This is a genomic window from Streptomyces tauricus, from assembly GCF_014650955.1.
Lineage (GTDB): Bacteria > Actinomycetota > Actinomycetes > Streptomycetales > Streptomycetaceae > Streptomyces > Streptomyces tauricus.
Genome location: NZ_BMVY01000015.1, coordinates 134,936 through 156,580, shown reverse-complemented (window position 1 = coordinate 156,580; position 21,645 = coordinate 134,936). Strand labels below are relative to the sequence as shown.

Annotated in this window: 15 protein-coding genes; 11 read left to right on the top strand and 4 right to left on the bottom strand. The window is 68.6% G+C overall.

Translation table 11 applies throughout. The features are described from left to right. The first annotated feature begins 231 nt into the window (after window positions 1–231). From IE278_RS23315 to drmB, 4 genes are read left to right on the top strand one after another with little or no spacing between them, the layout of a single operon-like run. Window positions 232–5,016, top strand: a complete 4,785-nt coding sequence (locus IE278_RS23315; protein WP_189775178.1) for a DEAD/DEAH box helicase — start codon at window positions 232–234, stop codon at window positions 5,014–5,016. After that, on the top strand, window positions 5,013–6,920 hold the full coding sequence (locus IE278_RS23310; protein WP_189775177.1) for a UvrD-helicase domain-containing protein: 1,908 nt from the start codon (window positions 5,013–5,015) through the stop codon (window positions 6,918–6,920). The genes IE278_RS23315 and IE278_RS23310 overlap by 4 nt, the downstream gene beginning before the upstream one ends. Then, a complete protein-coding gene (locus IE278_RS23305; RefSeq protein WP_189775176.1) occupies window positions 6,917–10,192 on the top strand; it encodes a helicase-related protein in 3,276 nt (1,091 codons plus the stop codon). Before IE278_RS23310 ends, IE278_RS23305 begins: the two co-directional genes overlap by 4 nt. Then, window positions 10,189–12,045: an MrfA Zn-binding domain-containing protein gene (gene drmB, locus IE278_RS23300; RefSeq protein WP_189775175.1), complete on the top strand. Its 1,857-nt coding sequence runs from the start codon at window positions 10,189–10,191 to the stop codon at window positions 12,043–12,045. The genes IE278_RS23305 and drmB overlap by 4 nt, the downstream gene beginning before the upstream one ends. A gap of 101 nt (window positions 12,046–12,146) precedes the next feature. Here drmB and IE278_RS23295 read toward each other — a convergent pair whose 3' ends face one another. Beyond that, a complete protein-coding gene (locus IE278_RS23295; RefSeq protein WP_246570540.1) occupies window positions 12,147–12,788 on the bottom strand; it encodes an ATP-binding protein in 642 nt (213 codons plus the stop codon). Window positions 12,789–13,012: 224 nt separating this feature from the next. Here IE278_RS23295 and IE278_RS23290 point away from each other — a divergent pair, with 224 nt between their 5' ends. After that, window positions 13,013–13,861: a helix-turn-helix domain-containing protein gene (locus IE278_RS23290; protein WP_189775173.1), complete on the top strand. Its 849-nt coding sequence runs from the start codon at window positions 13,013–13,015 to the stop codon at window positions 13,859–13,861. Then, entirely contained in the window at window positions 13,858–14,052 is a 195-nt protein-coding gene (locus IE278_RS23285; protein WP_189775172.1) for a DUF397 domain-containing protein, read from the top strand. The genes IE278_RS23290 and IE278_RS23285 overlap by 4 nt, the downstream gene beginning before the upstream one ends. Here IE278_RS23285 and IE278_RS23280 read toward each other — a convergent pair. After that, complete coding sequence (locus IE278_RS23280) at window positions 14,036–15,265, bottom strand: helix-turn-helix transcriptional regulator (protein ID WP_189775171.1); 1,230 nt, start codon at window positions 15,263–15,265, stop codon at window positions 14,036–14,038. The two genes, IE278_RS23285 and IE278_RS23280, sit on opposite strands and share 17 nt — an antisense overlap. 221 nt (window positions 15,266–15,486) lie before the next feature. Between IE278_RS23280 and IE278_RS23275 the strand changes: the two genes are divergently transcribed. From IE278_RS23275 to IE278_RS23260, 4 genes are all read left to right on the top strand, one after another. Further along, window positions 15,487–16,398, top strand: coding sequence for a radical SAM/SPASM domain-containing protein (locus tag IE278_RS23275; protein ID WP_189775170.1), 912 nt, complete (start codon window positions 15,487–15,489; stop codon window positions 16,396–16,398). Window positions 16,399–17,313: 915 nt separating this feature from the next. Then, the gene (locus IE278_RS23270) at window positions 17,314–18,030 is read left to right on the top strand and encodes a hypothetical protein (protein WP_189775169.1); all 717 of its coding nucleotides are present in this window, start codon (window positions 17,314–17,316) and stop codon (window positions 18,028–18,030) included. A gap of 84 nt (window positions 18,031–18,114) precedes the next feature. Further along, window positions 18,115–18,969, top strand: coding sequence for a rhamnogalacturonan acetylesterase (locus IE278_RS23265; RefSeq protein WP_189775168.1), 855 nt, complete (start codon window positions 18,115–18,117; stop codon window positions 18,967–18,969). A gap of 96 nt (window positions 18,970–19,065) precedes the next feature. Further along, window positions 19,066–19,368, top strand: coding sequence for a hypothetical protein (locus tag IE278_RS23260; RefSeq protein WP_189775167.1), 303 nt, complete (start codon window positions 19,066–19,068; stop codon window positions 19,366–19,368). Window positions 19,369–19,439: 71 nt separating this feature from the next. Here the strand turns inward: IE278_RS23260 and IE278_RS23255 are convergent, their stop codons facing one another. Continuing rightward, on the bottom strand, window positions 19,440–20,444 hold the full coding sequence (locus tag IE278_RS23255) for a GlxA family transcriptional regulator (protein WP_189775166.1): 1,005 nt from the start codon (window positions 20,442–20,444) through the stop codon (window positions 19,440–19,442). 162 nt (window positions 20,445–20,606) lie between these two features. Here IE278_RS23255 and IE278_RS23250 point away from each other — a divergent pair, with 162 nt between their 5' ends. Next, window positions 20,607–21,101, top strand: coding sequence for a DUF2269 family protein (locus IE278_RS23250; protein WP_189775165.1), 495 nt, complete (start codon window positions 20,607–20,609; stop codon window positions 21,099–21,101). A 3-nt stretch (window positions 21,102–21,104) separates the two neighbouring features. On the opposite strand, the gene IE278_RS23245 is transcribed toward IE278_RS23250, so the two are convergent. Beyond that, entirely contained in the window at window positions 21,105–21,596 is a 492-nt protein-coding gene (locus IE278_RS23245; protein WP_189775164.1) for a hypothetical protein, read from the bottom strand. Between the last annotated feature and the right edge of the window lie 49 nt (window positions 21,597–21,645).

Here is a 21,645-nt window from a genome sequence, read left to right as displayed (position 1 = left end):
CTGCGCATTCGACGCGACATCGAAGAAACGTTCCCTTCCTCTGAGTCACAGAGAAACCGGAACCGTCGGCTCGGACATTGCGTCCCTGCCTTCACCGTCACCGCTGACCCCACGAGCGGCGGCACTCCACCCACCAGCGCCCCCACCGTCCCGCACCACGCCTGACCAGCTCTGCAGGTGACCGGTTCCCGCCCTTCCTCGTGCTCGTCGTTCCCGAACGGAGTCCCGCCCGTGGCCGACATCGAAACGCCCGTGATCAAGACCGTCGTCGAACAGTCCGCCCGAGTCCTGGAGACCTATCGCGTCGACCCCGGGCTCATTCCGGAACACGCGAACGGGGAGAGACGGATCACCCAGGGTGGTTACGGTGACCGGCAGCTCTTCGAGCTCGTCCAGAATGCCGCCGACGAGATCGCCGACGAGCCCGGTGGAAAGGTGCACGTCGTCCTGACGGATGCGCACCTCTATTGCGCGAACCAGGGAACTCCGGTCACCCCCGAGGGTGCCGAGACCATTCTGCGGATGAGTATGTCCCGAAAGAGGGGCGGCCAGATCGGACGATTCGGCGTCGGCGTGAAATCCGTGCTCGTCGTGTCGGACGCGCCGGAGTTCTTCAGTCGTACGGGGTGCTTCGGGTTCGACCGTGACTGGGCGTACGAGCAGATCAGAGGCGTGCCCGGGGTCGAGCGTCTCGGTGAGAACTTCGAGGCGCCGGTACTGCGTATGGCGCGTCCTCTCGACGAGGCGGCTGAACGGAGCAGGGATCAGACGCTCGACGAGCTGATGGGGTGGGCGACCACGGTGGTCCGTCTGCCGCTGCTCCCCAAGGCCGACGAGAAGCTGGCCTACGACATGCACGCCGTCCCTCCCTCCCCACGCAAGGAAGGAAACGGCACCAGCCCGGTACGCGAGAGCTTCCCGGCCGGGTTCCAGTTGTTCTCCCCGCACGTGGGCGAGGTGACCCTCGAGGATCGGCGGCTTCGTCCGGTGGTCCGACGAGTGCTCAGGACGGAACAGGACGGTCATCTCCGTACCGTCCACGAGCAGCGCACCGGCAGCCCCGTGACGGCCCATCGATGGAACGTCTTCACGCACACCCATCAGCCCACGGAGCGGGCTCGTCTCAGCGCCGGCGAGATGCACGACCGAATCGCCATCGACGTCTCGTGGGCGGTTCCGGCGTACACCAAGGACGAGGCGACCGGCCTGCTGACGTCCCCTCGGGGCCGCGGCAAGTTCTGGTCGTTCTTCCCCACCAAGTACGACATCACCTTGAGCGGATACCTCAACGGGGCCTGGAAGACCAACGAGGACCGGCAGAACCTGCTGGACTCGTCCCCGTTCAACGAGGAGCTGATCCAGGTCGGGGCACGTCTCGTCGTCGATTCCCTGCCGAAGCTGGCGCCCGCCGAGGACCCCGCCGTCTACCTTCGACTGCTGCCCGGACGTGCCCGTGAGTCGGAGACCGTCAGTTGGGCGGACCGTTACCTGACCCGACACATCTGGGCGGCGACGGCGCAGCGTCCCTCCCTGCCGGACCAGGACGGTGTTCTGCAGACCCCTCGTGACCTCAGCTTTCCTCCGGATCTGGGCAAGGCCACCCCCAAGGACCAGGTTCGGTGGCTGGGGATGTGGAACGCCTACACCGGCCGTCCCACGAACTGGCTGCACCCCTCGGCCGAGGCCGACAACCTCCGCGCGGGCAAGGTCAAGCACATCCTGGAAGCCGCCGAACTGAACCGTTCCACGGTGAAGGAGTGGCTGGAGGCGCTCGTCTCGGACGGGACCCCGGGGGCCTCCGCCGCCGCGATCCGGATCGTCGCTGCCATGATCGAGGTGGAGTCCCCGTACGCCGTCGAAGCCCGCAGGGCACGCGTCGTACTCACCGAGGAACACGGTCTCGTCGCGCCGGTCGCGGGCAAGGTCTTCCGGCGGTCGATTCAGGACGGGCTGAAGGACGACCTGGTGTACGTCCACGCCGAACTGTCCGACGACGACTCCTTGTCGATGGCCCTGAACTCCATCGGAATCCAGGAGGCGGACGCGCGCGGTCGCTTCGTCGGCGTCCTGGACCAGGGATTCGACAACTACGCGCCCCGGGACTGGAACCACTTCTGGGAGCTGTTCCACAGCGCGGGAGGCAGCCACGTCTCCAACGAGGTCCGCTCCCGGGTGGCGACGCCCCTCGCCACGCTCCACGTCCGGGTGGCCGACGGTACGTACCGTCCGATGCGGAGCACGATGCTCCCCGGTCCGGTCGTGACCGCCGAGTCCGACCCGTCCCTCACGGTCGACATGCGCTTCCACTCGGACGACGCCGGCTTCTTCCGCGAGGTCGGTCTACGCGACCGACCGACGGGCGGCTACCGACCGGAGGGTGAGGACTGGTACGAGCGGGAGTACCGCGAGTGGGCCTACGAGCTTTCCCTGGGGCAGCTGGACAATCGTGCTGCCCGGCCGCAGCCCAACCGCATGAAGCTCGAAGGCGCCGCTGTGGGCGGTCCTCTCCATCTGCTCCCACTGATGTCGGACGAGGCGAAGGCCGCGTTCGTGGCGGCGTTGTCCGACGACTCGGTGATCGACCGTTGGACGCGCCAGTTCGGCGCCCAGGTCAACACACGACAGCCCATCGCCTCACCCCTGCGCTGGATGCTGCGTCGCCACGGCCGGTTGAGGACCTCCCAGGGTCTCAAGCCGCTCACCGATGCCGTCGGTCCGCAGCTCGATGCCTATCGTGACCTGCTGCCGGTCGCCGCGATCAGCTCCGAGAAGGCCCGCAAGCTGGGGCTTCCCGTCAGCCTCGACAAGGTACCGGCCAAGCACTGGGACCAGCTCCTGGAGCAGCTGAAGGAGAGCGAGGACGACGCCTTCGTCGGCAACATGTACGTGATGCTGACCCGTCTGGAGGTCGCCTTCCCCGAGGACTCCCTCACCCGGTGTCGCGTCGGCGCCGAGTGGAGCACCCGCGAGGACGGCGAGATCGCCGTGGCCACCACGCCGGCCGAGTACAAGGCGCTGCGCGCCGAGCAGGTCCCCGCCCTGCTCACCGCCTCCCCCGGGGACGCGGCACTGCTCGTCAAGACGTGGGGCATGTTGCCGTACGCCGACGTCATCAGCAAGGAGACCCGGCACGTGGCCGCCGGTGAGCCGATCCCGCTGCGCGATGCCTACCCGACGCTCCGACAGAGGGTGGGCAAGGCCGCCAACGAGTACTCCCTGCTGCGTTGCTCCGAGCTGGAAGAGGTCCTGCGTACCCCCAACGGTATGAAGGCCACCCCGTTGATGAGCGCGCTGGACGGCACGACCGTCCTGGTCCTGGAGCCCGTCACCGATCTGGAGGCGCTTGTCGCGGTGGACCGCGAACTGCGCCTGAATCTCCGTGAGGCGGGTTGCCGTCAGGTGCTCGACGCGCAGGAGCAGCAGGAGCAGAACCGTAAGGTCCAGGAGACGCTGAAGGCGGTGCGCGGCGCCGAGAACGTGGTGACCAAGCTGGAGCTGCTCATCGGTGCCGACGCCCTGCGCGCCGGGCTGCCCGCCGGACTGTTGGACAGTGAGAAGGCCGCTCTCGGTGGGGCGGAGCCCTCCGGCTCCCGTATCGCGCAGTTGGCGTTCAACGCCCATGGCGACGGCATACTTCAGGTCCACGTCCGGGATCTCCAGGCCAACTATCCGACCAACACCCCGTCGTCGTTCTCCGGCAGCTCCCGAGCGGTCGCCTTCGTCTCCGACCTCGACTTCCCCGACTCCTTCGCCGGCGTCAGGGCACCTTCCCTGGAGCCCCGGATCGAGGTGTCCGGTCCCACCCAGTTCCCCCGCCTCCACGACTACCAGGAGCGGCTGGCGACCAACGTGTTCGCCATGCTGGACCGTATCGCCCCACAGCGCGGAATGCTGTCCCTGCCCACCGGCGCGGGCAAGACGCGCGTGACGGCGGAAGCGGTGATCCGTTGGGTCAAGCAGGTGGAGAAGTTGGACGGCCCGATCCTGTGGATCGCCCAGAGCGAGGAACTGTGCGAACAGGCGGTGCAGAGCTGGAAGTTCGTATGGGAGAAGGTCGGCGCGGCGACACCGCTCGTGATCAGCCGGCTCTGGACCACGAACGAGGCGGGACCGGTCACCGACAGACCGCACCTCGTGGTGGCCACGGACGCCAAGCTGCGGGTCTGCCTCGACACCGACGCCTACGCCTGGCTGCGCCGAGCCGCGCTCGTCATCGTCGACGAGGCCCACATGGCCATCGCCCCTCAGTACACCGAGATCCTGTCCCACCTGGGTCTCACGGCGTCTCGCACCGACCGGCACCTGCTCGGTCTGACGGCCACCCCGTTCCGTAACACCAATGTCGAGGAGACCGAGCGTCTCGTCCGACGGTTCGGCAGCACGCGTCTGGACGACGGAGTCTTCACGACAGGTGATCCGTACGCTGAACTCCAGGAACTCGGCATGCTCGCCCGCGTCGAGCACCGGGAACTCACCGGCGGCACCATCGAGCTCTCCCCGGACGAGCAGCAGCGCGCCGAGCAGCTGAGCATCCTGTCCAAGGCGGCCGAGCAGCGGCTCGCGGAGGACCATGACCGCAACGACCGGATCATCGCCGAGATCAGGACCATGCCGGACGACTGGCCGGTACTCGTCTTCGCGACCTCCGTCAGCCATGCGAAGTTCCTGGCGGCCAAGCTCAACGACCAGGGCATCGGCGCGGCAGCCGTGGACTCGGCCACCTCCACCTCCGACCGCCGCCGCCGGATCGACGCGTTCCGCAGTGGTCGGACCCGGGTGCTCACCAACTACGGCGTCCTCACCCAGGGCTTCGACGCCCCGGCGACGCGGGCCGTCGTCGTCGCCCGCCCCACCTACAGCCCGAACGTGTACCAGCAGATGATCGGGCGCGGTCTGCGTGGCCCCCGCAACGGCGGCAAGGACACCTGCCTGATTCTCAACGTCCGCGACAACATCACCAACTACGGCAAGGCCCTGGCCTTCACGCAGTTCGAGCACCTCTGGAGCAAGAAGTGATCGACGCCTACGCCGACAGCCCGGCGCTCACCGACGAGCAGCGGGCCGTCGTCGACCGGCCCTGGGACGCGCGCGTCCTGGTGACGGCCGGCGCCGGGTCGGGCAAGACCCACACCCTGGTCCGGCGTCTCGACGCCCTGGTCGGTCACGAGGAGGAAGCGCTGGAAGCCGGGGAGATCCTCGTACTCAGCTTCTCCCGGGCCGCCGTGCGCGAGTTGCGTCATCGCATCGCCACACACGGGCACCGAGCCCGACGGGTGCGCGTCCAGACCTTCGACTCCTGGGCGTACGCCCTGCTGGCCCAGGCGTACCCGGACGAGGAGTGGGGGCGTCGCACCTTCGACGAACGGATCAGGGAGGCGACGCGGGCCATCGAGAAGGGAGCGGTCGAGGCCGGCGAGACGGGAGGGCCCTCCCATGTGGTGATCGACGAGGTGCAGGACCTCGTCGGCGACCGCCGGAACATGGTCGAGACCCTGCTCGACCAGTTCCAGGACTCGTGCGGGTTCACCGTCGTCGGGGACTCCGCGCAGTCGATCTACGGCTTCCAGATCGACGACCCGGAGGCCCGGGCCGCCGAGGTCGACTACTTCCTGACCTGGCTGCGCAACTCCTACCCCGACGACCTGGTCGAGCTGCACCTGACCGAGAACTTCCGTGCCGAGACACCCGATGCGCGGACCGCCCTGTCGCTGGGTCCCGAGATCCAGCGGCTCGGCCCGGCCGACGCGGACAAGGAGGGCGAACGTCTCTACCGGGAGCTGTGCGGCCGGCTTTCGGTCCTCCCCGACCTGGGCTTCCTCGACGACACGTCGACCCTGACGGCCCTGCAGGTCTACCCCGACACCTGCGCGATCCTCACCCGGGACAACCGCCAAGCCCTGGCGGTGTCCGAACTGTTCGCCTCCCACGGCGTCGACCACAGCCTCAAGCGGTCGTTGCGTGACCGCCCCGTGCCGTTCTGGGTGGCCGAGCTGCTCCGTCGCGCCGGTGCGCCCACCCTGGCCGAGGCACGTTTCCTGGAGATCGTCGCCGACATCCCGCTGCCGGACGACACCGACCCGGCTCAGGTGTGGCGTTCCCTGCGCGGTGTGGCGCGGGGGCCGCGCGGGTTCCTGGAACTGGACGGAGTGCGTCGAGCGGTGGCCGACGGCCGGTTCCCCGACGAGCTCGCGCCTCCGGAGTCGTCCCGGCTCGTCGTCTCGACCGTCCACCGGGCCAAGGGCCTGGAGTACGACCGGGTGATCCTGCTGACCCCGCCCACCCTGGCCGAGCTGCGCAAGCAGCACACCGTGCTGGACCCGGCCGCGGAGGCACGCGCGCTGTACGTCGCGATGACCCGGCCCCGCGCGGACCTCTGCCACGTACGCCCGCCGGACACCGCCCGGATCCGCAGGGAACGCCGTACGGACCGCTTCTACAAGGGCGGGTGGAAGGCTCACCAGCGGTACGGCATCGCCGCGGCCGATCGGGACGTGTCCCGGGAGGAGCCGCCGGGTGCGGACATGCCGGGCGCCACCGCACTGTCCGTGCAGGAGTACCTGCTCGAACACGTACGTCCCGGGAACGAGATCACCTTGCGGCTGCGCCACGAGATGCCGATGGGCCCGGACCAGAGCCCGCCCTACGGGCTCCACCACCGCGGCCATGAGATCGGCGAGGTGTCGGAGAGCTTCCGCAGGGATCTGTACGCGGTGGAGAAGATCTCCCGGAACTGGGAGGTGAGTTGGCCCGTCGAGATCACCGGGCTGCGGGTCGGCTGCTTGGAGACGGTCGCGGGCAGCGCCGCCGCGGGCATCCGCGCCGGGCTCGGCGACCACGGGGTGTGGATGGTCCCCCGACTCGACGGACTGGGCAGTTATCGGCGCGCTTCGGGCGCGGACCAGGGAGACGAGAAGGCATGACCGACAGCACGACCGGACGTCACGACGCCCACTACCGGGCCCGCGAGGCCCTCGTCGAGAGGTTGCGCCGTGACCTGCTCGGTCCCGCCGACGACGCCGTCGGTGAGGACCGGGAAGAAGTCCTCACCCAGGACGCACCGATCACCGTCTACCCCGTCGGCGTGCTGTATCCGCAGCCCGCCGGCGCGGCCGCGCGGCGAGAGGTCGAGGAGGACGAGGCCGAGCAGGACGGACTCGACGTCGCCCCGGTCCTGAGCCACGACAGCGCGGACGAGTCGGCCCCGGCGGTCGAGCTGCCGTCGGCCGGGGACCGCAGGCCCTCCAGCATGGGTCTGACGTTCGCAGTGGATCCGACGGAGACGGACACGATCGTGGTGACGGCACGGGCCGCCATGTACGACCCCGTCGACCCCGAGGGTCGCAAGGTGGCGCCCAAGCGGGCCGAGTCGCGGACCACCGTCGACCAGCGCGAGCACTGGCGGCGTCGGGTGCTCGACCTGCCGGAGGTGCCGGTCGACGTCACCCGCCCCGGGCGGTTGGACCCGAAGCCGGAGTTGGCCGACGGCGTGAAGCTGGACGTGCTGGTCCGCAGGCCCAGCGCCTCCGGAACCGTCACCGTCACGGTCACCCTGATCAACTGCAACAAGGTGGGCGAGCGCGAGCTGCAGGACGCCTACGCCCTCTTTCAGCCCCGATTGGTCGTCACCGCCACCGACGGGTCCTCCGCCTTCGTCGAGCGCCCCGCCGCCCTCAGCGCGGTCGACGAGGAACTGGAGACCAGTCGGCTCCTGCACCGGCACGCTCCGACGTTCGCCGTCGGGCACGGCTGCTCGGCCGCCTGGGACTGGAATGCGTCGCAGGTCGGGATCACCGACATAGAACGGGCCGCGGTCCCTGAAGTCCGTACCGAGTTCCTGCCCACGCACGAGGTGCTGCTGACCGACTCCAACCCGGAGATCGACGCCTCAGCACTCCGTATGCACGATCTCGCCACCCGCCCGGACGCCGATGTGCTGGTCGCCCTCAAGGGGTTGGCCGACGGTTACGAACAGTGGATAGCCCGGAAGGACGCGGAAGTCTCCCAGCTGATCGGCACCTCGCACGAGAACGCCGCCCGCGAGCAGATCCGGGCCTGCCGCGAGGCGCTGGGCCGTATCCGCCGGGGCATCGAGCTGTTGCGCTCCGAACCCGACGTGATGCATGCCTTCCGTCTCGCCAACCGGGCCATGGCGCAGCAGCGGGCGCGTACCGACTGGGTACGGGGCGGTCGACAGGGCGACCCCGACGTCACGTCCGGCCGCTGGCGCCCCTTCCAGATCGCGTTCGTCCTGCTGTGCCTGACCGGCATCGAGGACACGGATCACGAGGACCGACAGATCTCGGACCTCCTCTGGTTCCCGACGGGTGGTGGCAAGACCGAGGCGTATCTGGGTCTGATCGCCTTCACCACCTTCCTGCGTCGCATCCGCGGTAAGGAGAGTAAGGAGGGTAAGGAGAGTGGTGGCGGCGTCACCGTCCTCATGCGCTACACGCTGCGGCTGCTCACCCTTCAGCAGTTCGAACGCGCCACGATCCTCATCTGCGCCATGGAACTGATGCGTCGCGAGGTTCCCGCGACGCTGGGGTCCGAGCAGATCTCGATCGGCATGTGGGTCGGCAGGTCCGCCACGCCCAACAAGCTGAAGGTCGCGGCCGGGAAGCTCGACGAGTTGCGCGCCGGCAAGACCCTGCAGAAGGAGAACCCGGCCCAGCTCCACTACTGCCCGTGGTGCGGGACCGCCATGGACGCCGACGACTACGAGGTCGACGAAGACGATCGGCGCATGTACGTACGCTGTCCCGGCGACGGCTGTGACTTCGCCTCCGCCTCCGGTCTGCCCGTGCATCTGGTGGACGACGCGGTGTACGACGCCCGGCCGACGCTCGTCATCGCCACCGTCGACAAGTTCGCTTCGATGCCGTGGCGCGAGCGCACCGCCGCGCTCTTCAACCGTGACCGCTCCGACGGCACGCCGCCTCCCGAGTTGATCGTGCAGGATGAGCTGCACCTCATCTCCGGCCCGCTCGGCACGCTCACGGGTCTGTACGAGACCGCCGTCGACGCCCTCGCCGACCAGCCGAAGGTGATCGCGTCCACGGCGACGATCCGTCGGGCCGGGGAACAGGGCAAGGCTCTGTTCGACCGTGAGGTGCGGCAGTTCCCGCCGGCAGGTCTCGACTCGCGGGACTCGTGGTTCGCCGTCGAGACGCCGCGTGAGGAGAAGGCCAGCCGGCGCTACGTCGGACTCCTTGCCCCCGGCACCAGCCAGTCGACCCTGCTGATCCGTACCTACGCCACTCTCCTGCACCAGGCGATGCGCACCGACACCACCGACGAGGTGCGCGACGCCTACTGGACCCTGGTCGGTTACTTCAACAGCCTGCGTCTGCTGTCCGCGGCCGAACTCCAGGTTCACGACGACGTGGTGTCGTACCTGGGCCTCCTGGCCGAGCGGGACGGGCTCGAAGCTCCGCGCAGCACGGACGGGTACGCGGAACTGACCAGCCGCATCGACGCCAGCGCGATCCCGGCCCGACTCAAGCAGATCGAGCGGCGCTATCCCGACCCGGACGCCGTGGACGTCCTGCTGGCCACGAACATGATCTCGGTCGGCGTGGACGTGGACCGGCTCGGCCTGATGGCCCTCATGGGTCAGCCGCAGACGACCGCCGAGTACATCCAGGCCACCAGCCGGGTCGGGCGTTCCCACCCCGGCCTGGTCGCCGTCATGCTCAACTCGACGCGCTCCCGCGACCGGTCCCACTACGAGAACTTCCTGCACTTCCACTCGGCCCTGTACCGCGAGGTGGAGTCGACGTCCGTGACCCCGTTCTCCTCCCGGGCGCGTGCCCGTGGTCTGCACGCCGTCGTGGTGGCGTTGGCCCGCATCCTGATCCCCGCCGCGCGGCCGAACGACGGCGCGGGCCGCATCGCCGACTACATCGACACCCTCCGTCACGAGATCAAGCCGATCCTCATGGCTCGGGTACAGGGAGTCGACGAGGAGGAGTACGACGCGACCTCCGCCGCCTACGACGAATTCGTGAACTGGTGGGTGGAGGAGGCCAGGCGCTTCGGCGGCCTCCTCTACGAACCCGTGCGCGGGAACAGGACACCGTCCCTCCTCAAGGCGTACGACGACGAGTCGGAGGACGCCGAGGCCTGGTCGACCCTTTGGAGTCTGCGCGACGTCGACGCCGAGTCCGCCCTTTTCATGGAGGCTTCCCGATGACCCCGCCCCCCGCCCGTCGCCGTCGCGGCGCCGGCGCCACAACCCCCCGGCACAACCTCCCTCGGCGGGGAGCCGTGCGCCGGGCCCAGACGATCACCACTTACGGTGTCGGTTCGTTGATCGCCGTCGACAACGAGTCGTTCGTCGTGGCCGGCCTCGACGGTGCCCATGAGTCGTGGCTCCTGGACGAGGCGCCGATCATCCATGAGCACCGGTTGGCGCGTGTCCTCGGCGTACAGCACTTCCGGCTGCCCCCCGCCTCGAACGACGACAGCAAGGACGGCATCCGGGTACGCCGCTTCCCGCTGTGGCACTCCTGCCCCCGCTGCGACGCGCTCCAGCACGTGCGCGGCTTCAACCCACCGCCCGGCAAGAACATCTGCACCGACTGCGAGGAGGATCTCGTCCCCTCCCGCTTCGTCGTGGCGTGCGAGCACGGTCACCTCGACGACTTCCCGTACTGGAAGTGGGCTCATCGGGGCAATCGGGCGGACGGCGCGTCCGGCCACTGCGGCGGCGAGCTGCGTCTGCGTACCTCCGGGCGTACCGCCTCGCTGCGTTCCGTCCTCATCTCGTGCACCTGCGGCGTACCCGAGGTCTCGATGGAGGGCGCGTTCCGCCGCTCCGCGCTCGCCGATCTCAAGGTTCCCTGCTCGGGACGGCGCCCGTGGTTGAAGGATGCGCCCGCCGAGACGTGTGACCAACCGCCGCGCACGCTCCAGCGTGGTTCGTCGGCCGTGTGGTCCCCGGTCCTGAAGTCCGCGCTGTCGATCCCGCCCTGGAGCGACGGCCTCGCCGATCGTCTTGCCGGGCGATGGGACACTCTGCGCGAGTACGCCGCCGATCCCTCGAAGTTGGAGATCTACCTCAAGGGAGCGTTCCCGAACGAGGACATCCCCACGGACGCCGTTCTCGCCCTGATCGAGGCGGAGGACCAGGAGGACCCCGATCCGGACGGGTCTTCCATCGGGCAGAACCACCGCTACCTCGCCCTACGCCGGCAGGAGTACGAACGTCTCTGCGCCGGGAACGCCGAGGCCGACCAGGACCGACGCCAGCAGTTCGTGTGCGAGCCTCCGTCCGGCAACTCGGCCCCGCTCCTCCCCACCGGCGTGACGACGCCGATGCTCGTCAAGCGTCTGCGTGAGGTCCGCGCGCTCAAAGCCTTCTCGCGCGTCACCGCCCCCGACTCGAACGTCGAGGTGCACGAGTCGGCGCTGTCCCTGCGGCCCACCATCTGGCTGCCCGCCATGGAGGTCCACGGTGAGGGCGTCTTCCTGCGCCTGGACGACGACCGCCTGGAGAGGTGGGCCGCCTCCACAGCGGTGGTTACCCGCGTCGACCGCATCCGCGCCAACCACGAGCGGCTGCTGCGGGAGCGGGCCTCCGACCCCGCGCAGGTCCCCGATTCGCCCGCGGAGCCTCGCATGGTGCTGCTGCACACCTTGGCCCACGCACTGATCAACGAGTGGAGTCTGGACGCCGGCTATCCGGCCGCTTCCCTGCGCGAGCGCCTGTACGCGGACGAGACGATGGCCGGTCTGTTGATATACACGGCCACCAGCGACTCTGCGGGCAGCCTCGGTGGTGTCGTCGCCCAGGGAGAGCCGACGCGGCTGGCCCAGGCACTGCGCTCGGCCGTGCACCGCGCGCAGTGGTGCTCCGCCGATCCCCTGTGCATCGAGTCCGAGGGCACCGGCACCGGCAGTACCAACCTCGCCGCCTGCCACGCCTGCGTGATGCTCCCGGAGACGAGCTGCGAGCACAACAACATCCTGTTGGACCGCGCGCTGCTCGTCGGCACCCCGGAAGAACCGGACCTGGGCTTCTTCGCGGACCTGCTGCACCCCTGACACTCGATGGATCGCGGGACACCGGCCCACGCCGGTGTCCCGCACCGCACACGTTCCAAGGTCGAGGACGGTTCCGGAACGGAGCCGAACAGGGACTTCGCTCAATTCACCACGCTCATCGCGGACCGGTTCTCGAAGCGCCGCTGCGCACGGTCCAGAACCTCTTCCTCGTCGGAGCCGTGCGCCCGGAGCCAGTGCAGGAAATCCGTGATGACATCGATCACCGCCTCCTCGGCCAGGGCTGTGCCCAGTCGACTCGATCCTGGCTCGTCCGCTCGCGTCACCACTGCGTAGAGGTCCAACAGTGCTTCGGCCCGAGTGACGCCGGGAGCCGCTACCGGGTGGTCCTGGTCGACCGGCGTCATCGTCAGCTCGCACCAGGTCACCTTCTTGTCGGCGAGGAGTTGGACGCCCCAGCGGTCGGTCACAGCGGTGATGAGGTCCATGCCCCGTCCCGATTCGGAGTCGACGCCTTCGTTGCGGAGTGTGGGCAGCGCACGGGTGTCGGGGTCATGGACCTCGATGCGCAAGCCTGCTCTCTCCTTGCTCACGATCAATTCGGCGGGGGTGCCAGGACCGACGTGGGTGATCACGTTGGAGACGAGTTCACTGACACAGAGTTGGGCCGTCTCGATGAGTTCTTCCAGATCCCAGCGTCCGAGGTGGACCCGTAAGGCGGAACGTAGAGCTGCCACCTCCTCGGCTTCCGCCAGGAACCGCAGCTTCCACCGGCCAGGTGACACACAGGCTTCCCGAATCACGAAGACCTCTCTCGTCGCATGTCGACTCCCCGACTTCACATGGACAGCAGAGCGTCACGAGTGTTCACGGGGAGTTGCTCCCTTGGAAGAATGGCGTGATCACATCCCGAAATGCAATGTGCACGGCGGGATTCCCACTTCTGAGTGATTGGCAGGCGGTCACCTTGGCGGGAGACTGAACGTCCGCTATCCGGAAGAAGGTTGAAGTGGCCGGTTCACCGACGGCACGTCGTCGTCGACTCTCGATCGAGTTGAAGAAGCTGCGCGAAGCCCATGCCCTCACCTGCGCGCAGGTCGGTGCGGCGCTGGACTGGAGCGGCTCCAAGGTCAACCGGATGGAGACGGGAAGCGGCAGGGTCCAGCCGTCCGACATCGATGCGCTGTGCCGCTACTACGAGACCGGCGACGAGCTGAGGGAGTTCCTGAAGTCTCTGGCGCGGCAGGCCAAGACGCGCGGCTGGTGGCAGGAGCACGGATCGGGGGTGCCCCAGTGGTTCTCCATCTACATCGGCCTGGAGCAGGAGGCCTCCACGTTCCGTCAGTACCAGTGCGAGTTGCTCCCGGGACTCATGCAGACCCCGTCCTACGCCTGTGAACTGCACAAGGCGGGAGCGCATCTGTCCGCCCAGGACATCGACCGGGCGGTACACGTACGCATGGAGCGCCAGGCCATGCTGACGCGGCCGGCGGCTCCGGACGCGTGGTTCGTCGTGAACGAGGGGTCTCTCCGCAATGTCATCGGAGAGAGGTCGCTGATGCGTGAGCAACTCGAACGTGTCCTGGAGTCCGCCGAGTTGCCGAGTGTCACTCTGCAGGTCCTGCCGTTCGATTCAGGTACCTATCCGGTCACGGGATCGTTCACCATGCTCGGTTTTCCCGACCAGGAGGACCCGGACATCGTGTACCGGGACGGCATCACCGATGCCGTCTACCTCGAAGGGGAGCATCATGTGCGGGAGTACACCAGGGCCTTCGACGGATTGAGGGCCGCCGCCCTGAGCCCGCAACGCTCTGTCCAGCTGATCAAGTCCGTTCTGAAGGAATACGCAGGATGAAGATTGTGCGGCCCGCTACCGAGGCCCCCTCGTCGTGGATCAGGTCCTCTTACAGCAACGGCGCGGGTGGTGAGTGTGTCGAGTGCGCCCACGCCGTCGACAAAGCCCTCGTACGCGACTCCAAGAATGCCGAAGGACCCGTACTCTCCGTGCGTTTTCACGCTTGGCGTGCCTTCATACGGGATTTGTAGCCCTCTGGTGCTCGGCCAACAGGGCGGCGACTGCGGGCACGTCCGCGAAATCCCGCAACCGACCGAGAATGACGCGCAGCCGTTCCACCACTCTCTTTGACGATGTGTCGGAACCCAGGGAGATGACACGCTCGGCCACGGCTGCCGCCTCTTCCGGTTCGTTGGCGTCAGCCAGGGCGACGGCAAGCCAGGACAAGTACAGAGCCATCTCCCGGGCGTGTGTCGCGTCGTAGCCGTCAAGGACTTTCCGGAGCAGCGGCACAGCACGTAAGGGCCGGTGAAGCTCTGTGTAGACGCGTGATTCCATCACCTTGAGTTCACCGGCGTCCACCCAGTACAGGTAGGCGGGTGACTCGATTCCGTCGTCGTCCTCGCTGAGCGCCTGTTCGGCCTCTCCCAACGCGCGCATGGCTTTTTGTTCGTCGGCTGCGCTTCCGGACTTCGTGTGGGCCCATGCCACACGGTCCAGGTACAGTGCACGAGCTTTCGGGGGTGCTTCGGTGCCTGCGTCGTTCAGGGCAGCACGGGCCAGCGCCAGCCCTTCGGTCTCCCGCCCTGTGTTGCTCATCTGGTAGGCGAGTGATCCGGCGAGATTCCCCGCAAGTGTGTGGTCTTCGGCTTGGTGCGCGGCGCTGATCCCCAGCCGGTAGATCCGCTCTGCCTCCTCGTGCTGCCCGGCATCGCCGGCGATCCATCCCGCGATCTGTGCCAACTCGCCGATTTGGCGTAGGAGTTGTCGCCCTACCTCACCGGTGTGTGAGCTTTCCCGGTACAGCTTCACCGTACGTCTCAAGTCTCTGAGTGCGGGCCGGATCAAATCTCCCCCCGCTAGCACATCATCAGCAAGCCTGAGCCCGTGCACCCGCTGTTGCAACTCGTTCACGGTGCCCATTCCGATGCGTCGCCCCGTGCTGCATTCCAACGGGCTCAGAGGGTCCCCTTCAGGCAGGAATTCGGCGAGAGTCGGTACAGCAGGCTCAGTCGGTTTCTGAACGGCGCCGAGAGCGTCCACGTTCACGCCCAGCGCGGTGGCGAGGAACGGCAGCCATTCGCGAGGCGTGCGCTTGCCGGTCTCCCACCGGCTGACCTCCTGCCGTCCGACCGGTTCGCCGCATACCCGCGCTGCCTGACAGACCTCACGCGCCAGCCGTGCCTGACTCCACCCTCGCTGTTCGCGCAGGTGCCGGATGTTGGCCCCGATGCTGCTGCCCATGTGCCGATTCTGGCCGACAGCCGGCCTACACGGGGCCACTAGTCGCTGATCGACGCATGGAAGACGCTTGCTCCAGAGCCGAGCCGACGAGATGCCGGGGTGAGGGCCGCAACAGGATCCTTCGCACTGTGGGCCCGGCTGCCGATGTCACCGGACCGCCCACCTGCCGCCGTCGCCCCGACCTCCTGAATCACGAGACGACCCCTGCAAGGAGTCCTGTAATGAGCGCTGCCCAAAATGCACTCAAGTTTGCATGGTTGGAGGTCACGGGACTGTGCAATGAGTTCTGCGATCACTGCTATGCGGACTCTTCGCCCAAAGGGACGCATGGCACCCTGAGCGTTCAGGACTGGTCGCACGTCATTGACCAACTCGCGGACATCGGAGCACTCGACGTTCAGTTCATCGGAGGCGAACCGACCCTGTATCCGGGCCTTCCGGCTTTGATTCGGCACGCTCATGACTCAGGACTGTCCGTCGAGGTGTTCTCCAACATGACGCACATCCGGGATGAGCTTTGGGAGACGTTCAAGGAATGCGGGGTCGAACTCGCCACGTCGTACTACTCCGACACAGCGGAGGAGCACGACTCGGTGACCCGGCTCAGGGGTTCGCACAGGCGGACGCGGGCGAACGTGGAAAAGGCGCTGAGCCTCGACATCCCTCTTCGTGGCGGAGTCGTTGCGGTCCGGGAAGGCCAACGCGTCCGTGAGGCGGCAAGAGACCTGACGGTGCTCGGCGTGGACATGGTGGGCGGTGACAAGACCCGGGCATTCGGACGGGCGAGTAAGGGAGCCGCCCCGACGATCAGCGACCTGTGCGGTCACTGTGCTCACGAGAAATGCGCGATCGGTCCGACCGGTGACGTGTGGCCGTGTGTCCTGGGCCGGTTCCTCACCATCGGAAACGTGCTGAGTGCTCCCCTCCTCGAGATTTGGGGTGGAGAACGAATGACGGCAGTTCTCTCGGACATCACTGCCGTCCACGGGGAAGGTGCACAGTCCTGTACTCCGCCTCAGTTCTTGCCCATGTGCGGCCCGTGTGGTCCGTGTGTTCCCTCAGTCGGCCACTGTGACCCCAGGGAAGCGGACGTCGTCGCTACGATCGGCGTACCGGCCAATCCGTTGCGATGATCAGGAGCCCGCACATGGACGACCACGGGGACGACTTCGGGCCGTGGGGCCGGGAGGGCGGCAACAACGCCGTACAGCGGACCGACGAGGAATGGGCCTCGATTGCGCGTTACGTCCGGCATGCGGCGAACAAGTTGGGGCCCCAGCTTCCGTTGTGCCTTCCCGGCGAACCGCAGGAATGCGGGCGGACCGCTCAACAGCATGTGTTGGCCTGGTCCGCGCACCTCAAGGCCGTAGCTCATCACCTCATGGAGTTGTCCACTCCGAGTGAGGCACGAGGGGCATTCGCTGCCGGGCCTCTGTATCAGCGGCGATTGGCTGAGTTGAGGGAACAGAGCGCCACTGTTCCTGCCGGCCACTGACCCCCACGCCTACGGCCGCCCCTGAGTTCGGGGTGGCCGTAGGTGACTTTCGGTGGGACCCGCTTCCGGAGTGGCTCCTGGGCCGCGCGCTTCTCGGCAGTGTCGTGCCTCCGCGGGCCGTGTAAAGGGCGGCCTTCGGCCGTCGCCTACGGCGATTGCGCTGCGCTTCACCCTTGACTCGGCCCGCTCCGGCACGGGTGAGAAGCGAGCGCGCGGCCCGGAAAAGCGGGGGCCCGCTGGGTGGGATGCGGGCGGGTTGGTTGGGCTGTGGGGCGGGGTTCCCGGGCGCAGTCGCGTCTCGTCGGCACGCCGGGTCGGCTCCCCGGCTTTCGATGAGTGGACAGCACTGGCGAGCGCAAGAAGGTACGGGCCACCCTGGCCGGTGAGGTGGCTCTCTGGTCTTGGTCGCGGGCGACGCCGTCCGTCTTCGGGTGGTGTTCTGCGTCGGCTGCGGGGGCGAACATCCTCTGATTCGGCGGCTTTCTCTTCCGTTCCCTCTCGGTACCGGTGCCCGGAGGGGCAGGGCGCGGGGTACTCGGGGATGATCTGTCCCATGGGGTATGGGAGAGAGCGCGAAGCGGACATGGACGACGCCCAGGCTTGGGACGAGCGGCTGTCCTGGGCGTACGGACTGATCTCCAAGGATCCGGCCGAACGGGCCGTCGCACTTGATCACTTGGCCTCCGCCAGAGAGGCGACGGCGGAGGCCGTGGCGCACTTCAACAGTACGTTGATGGCGCTGCAGGAACAGGGTGTGGAGGATCCGTACGACGTTCCGGCCCTGCGGGTGGCCTGGGAGGAGCGCCTGCGGATCGGGAGTCGTTCGCTGCCCGACGGTGTGTGGCACCGCCTGGACTACGAGGACATCGTCGAGTGGCCCGGGCTGCCCTACGCCCTGCTCTTCCTTGAATGGGAGGCCCGGTTTCCGGACGAGTGGACCCTCGCCGCCAAGGAGTGGGGGACGAAGGAGGGGCTCATCCGGGATCTTGCCGTGGACTCCGTCGGGCGCAACGCGGTGGCCCGGGCCAAGCTGATCGACCTGGTGGAGATCGTCGTGCGGCGGGCCTACCGCTGCAAGGACCGTGAGTACGTGCGGATCGCCCGGGTCGTCGACGGGCCTCCGCTGCGCGTGCGGCTTGAGGCGGCCCGGCGATCCGAGAACCCGTGGGCCCGGTTGCACGCCGGGTACGTGCTGTGGCTCCTGGACCGGCCCGAGGTGCCCAACAGCCGTCGTGTGTGGCGGACCTGGCTGGCGGACGCACAGCAGTGAGCGGCGGCCGGCGGCGGCAACCTTTCCCTCCGCTGCTGCCACCCCTCTCTGACATCCCCCCATCTCCCGCAAAGGGAAGGTCAGATGAGCCACAGCGGCAGCCATGGCACGAGCAACAGCAACAGCAACAGCAACAGCAACCACGTAAGCAGTCGGCGACGGTTTCTGGGGGGTGCCGCGGGCGCGGCCGGGGCTGGGGTCCTCGGGGTCCTGGGGCTGCCCGGGACCGCGAGTGCCGCCGCGGCGGCGACCGGCACCCTCTACATCGCCAGTGACTCCACTGCGCAGACCTACAGCTCCGGCTACTACCCCCAGGCCGGCTGGGGCCAGAAGCTGTCCTCGTACTTCACCTCGAACATCACCGTCGCCAACCGTGCCATCGGCGGGCGCAGTTCGCGTTCCTTCATCGAGCAGGGGCGGCTCGCCGCGATCCACCAGGTGATCAAGGCGGGCGACTACCTCTTCGTGCAGTTCGGGCACAACGACGCCACCGTGAGCAACCCCGAGCGGTACACCTCCCCCGCCGACTACAAGGAGTACCTGCGCAACGACTACATCCGGGCCACCCGGGCGCGCGGCGCGACGCCGGTCGTCGTGACGCCCGTGTCCCGGCGCTCCTACAACGCGACCACCGGGAAGTTCAACGTCTCCTTCCCCGCGTACGTGGACGCCGCGAAGGCGGTCGCGCAGGAGGAGGGCGCTCCGCTGGTCGACCTCTCGGCGGCCAGCCGCGCCTACCTCGACGGGATCGGTGTCGAGGCCTCCAAGGGGATCTTCCTGTGGCTGACCGCGGGGCAGTACCCGAACTTCCCCGACGGAGTGCAGGACAACACCCACTTCCAGGAGCGCGGCGCCGTCGAGATGGCCCGCCTCGTCGCCCGCGCGGTGGCGGGGCTGGGGCTGCCGCTGTCGGGAGAGGCGGTGCCGGGCGCCCGCTAGGGCCTGTCGGCGGGGCGGCGGGCCCTGCGGGCTAGGCTCGGCCCGGCTGGCCATCGGACGTGGCGGCAGGAGCAGAAGCAGGAGCAGGAGGCAGTGATGGCGAAGGTACCGGCCGCGGTGGTGGCCGCGAGTGGGCTCATCGGCGGGTACGGGGTCGCCCGCTGGACCAGGAAGCGGCAGCTCGGCGGGGTCGTGCTCGCCGCCGCCGGGGCAGCTGCCGCCCAGCAGTGGCGGCAGCAGGCCGGCGGGCGGGCCGCCGGGGCGCTGACCGCCGCGTACGTCGCCGCCTTCGCCGGATCCCATCCGCTCGCCAAGAAGGTCGGGGCGTGGCCCGCGGTGTTCGGGGCGGCCGGGGCCGTCGCCCTGGCGTCGTGGGCCGTGGCCGACCGGCGGGGCTGACACCCGGCCCCGCTGGACGGCGGGGCTGACACCCGGCCCCGCTGGACGGCTGGCCGAGGCCCTGCCCCGCCTCAGCCGGCTCGACCGGCGCTCTCAGCCGGGTGAAGCCGGTGGTCGGGGTCCGCGCCGTCCGGCGCTCCCCGGAACGCCCTCCGGTACGCCTGCGGGCTCGTCCCCACCACCCTCTTGAACCGGTCCCGGAAGGCGGTCGGCGAGCCGAACCCCGCCTGCGCCGCGATCCGTTCGACGGGATGGGACGTGTTCTCCAGGAGGTGCTGGGCCTGCCGCACCCGCGCCCGGTGCAGCCACTGCAGCGGTGTCGTACCGGTCTGCTCGCGGAAACGGCGGTTGAGCGTACGGGCGCTGGTACCGGCCCGGGCCGCGATGTCGTCCAGTGTCAGGTCGCGGCCGGCGTTCTCCTCCAGCCAGTTGAGCAGGGGCTCCATCGTCGTGCCCGCCGGGGCCGGGGGCTGGGTGTGGACGATGAACTGGGCCTGCCCGCCCTCCCGTTCGAGCGGCATGACGGACATCCGGGCCGCGTGGGCGGCGACGGCCGAGCCGTAGTCCTTGCGGATCATGTGCAGGCACATGTCCATCGCCGCGGCGGCGCCCGCCGAGGTGAGGAACTGGCCGTTGTCGACGTAGAGGACGTTGGGGTCGACCGTCACCGCCGGATGCATGGCCGCCAGGTCCGCGGCGGCGATCCAGTGCGTGGTCGCCCGCTGTCCGTCGAGCAGTCCGGTGGCGGCGAAGATGAACGCGCCGACGCAGATCGAGGCGATGCGCGTGCCGTTCGCGGCCGCCGCGCGCAGGGCCTCGGCCATCCCGGGCGGCAGCGGGGTGGTCGGGTCCGTGGTGCCGGGCACGATGATCGTGTCCGCCTCGGCCAGCGCATCGAGGCCGTACGGCGCCCGCACGGTGAACGCCCCCGCGCTCACCTCCTCGCTCGGCGAGCAGACCTTGATCCGGTAGGGCGCGCGGCCGTCGGGCAGCCGGGCCCAGTTGAAGGTGTCGATCGGAGCGGAGAGATCGAACGGGATGACCCCGTCGAGCGCCAGTACGGCCACGGTGTGCATGGCAAGAGCGTAGGCGGGCAACTGATTTCCGCCAAGCGGGGTATCGGCTGTAGAAGGCCGGTCGCGCGGCAACGGCCACTCCGCTTGGCTTGGCGAGAATCCGTTGAAGGCTGGCGATACCGCCACTTCCAGGTGATCCGGTACGCCGCCTACCGTCCCCTCGTGACCAAGTTTCTCCTCGTCCTCCACGTCCTCGCCGCGATCGTCGCCGTCGGGCCCGTCACCGTCGCGGCCAGCATGTTCCCGCCCAGCGCCCGGCGGGCCCTCGCCGATCCGGACAACCCGCGGGCCACGGAGACCGTGCGCCTGCTGCACCGGATCTGCCGGGTGTACGCGGCCCTGGGCATCGCCGTTCCCGTACTCGGGATGGCCACGGCTCTCAGCATGGGCGTGCTCCACGACACCTGGCTGATCGTCTCCATGGTCCTGACCGGGATCGCGGCGGCCGTCCTGCTGGCGCTGGTACTGCCGCGCCAGGAGGAGATCGTCGAAGCGGTGGAAGCGGTGGAGGCGGGCACGGCCACCACCGCTGTCGACGTTGCCGTGAACCCCCGCGTCACCGTGCGACTCGCCATGTTCACCGGCATCTTCAACCTGCTGTGGGCCACCGTCACGATCCTCATGATCGTGCGGCCCGGGTCCACGACGGGCGCCTGACGATCAGACCCGCTGGTGGGCGAACACCAACCCGTCCAGCGACTCCTCCGAGTCCTCCCTGAACCGTCGGCCCACGGACGTCGCGACGAGGACGCCCGCCGCGATCACGAGGGTGGAGAACGCCCAGATCAGCTGCCAGGGCCACCCGGGCACCCCGGGTGACTCCGGCGACTCGGGCGACTCGGGGTGCGTGTGGAACGAGACGTACATGAGCGCCGCCGGAGGCACCGCCACCAGCAGCAGGGGCCAGGCGAGGGCGTCGCGGTGGCCGAAGTAGGCGGCCAGCAGGAGCAGCAGCACGGCCAGGGCCGTCACTCCGAGGACGGTCACCGGCGTCGCCTCCGTGGGCGAACCGGGTGACGCGGGGTGGTCGCGCAGATCCCAGGGGAGGCAGAGGAGGTACGCCGCCGAGGACAGGGCGGCACCCAGCAGGCGGGTCGACCAGCGTTCCGTCCAGGGGCGCTTCGACAGCGGGCCCAGCAGCTTCTCGGTCATGGGAACAAAGGTCCCTCTGTCGTACACAGGGCCGACAGAGTACGCGTAC

What these genes read in the sequence shown, in the direction of transcription:
- IE278_RS23305 (WP_189775176.1), top strand. Translation starts at nt 6,917, where the DNA reads ATGACCGACAGCACGACCGGACGTCACGACGCCCACTACCGGGCCCGC.
- drmB (WP_189775175.1), top strand. Translation starts at nt 10,189, where the DNA reads ATGACCCCGCCCCCCGCCCGTCGCCGTCGCGGCGCCGGCGCCACAACC.
- IE278_RS23285 (WP_189775172.1), top strand. Translation starts at nt 13,858, where the DNA reads ATGAAGATTGTGCGGCCCGCTACCGAGGCCCCCTCGTCGTGGATCAGG.
- IE278_RS23280 (WP_189775171.1), bottom strand. Translation starts at nt 15,265, where the DNA reads ATGGGCAGCAGCATCGGGGCCAACATCCGGCACCTGCGCGAACAGCGA.
- IE278_RS23275 (WP_189775170.1), top strand. Translation starts at nt 15,487, where the DNA reads ATGAGCGCTGCCCAAAATGCACTCAAGTTTGCATGGTTGGAGGTCACG.
- IE278_RS23270 (WP_189775169.1), top strand. Translation starts at nt 17,314, where the DNA reads ATGGGGTATGGGAGAGAGCGCGAAGCGGACATGGACGACGCCCAGGCT.
- IE278_RS23265 (WP_189775168.1), top strand. Translation starts at nt 18,115, where the DNA reads ATGAGCCACAGCGGCAGCCATGGCACGAGCAACAGCAACAGCAACAGC.
- IE278_RS23260 (WP_189775167.1), top strand. Translation starts at nt 19,066, where the DNA reads ATGGCGAAGGTACCGGCCGCGGTGGTGGCCGCGAGTGGGCTCATCGGC.
- IE278_RS23255 (WP_189775166.1), bottom strand. Translation starts at nt 20,444, where the DNA reads ATGCACACCGTGGCCGTACTGGCGCTCGACGGGGTCATCCCGTTCGAT.
- IE278_RS23245 (WP_189775164.1), bottom strand. Translation starts at nt 21,596, where the DNA reads ATGACCGAGAAGCTGCTGGGCCCGCTGTCGAAGCGCCCCTGGACGGAA.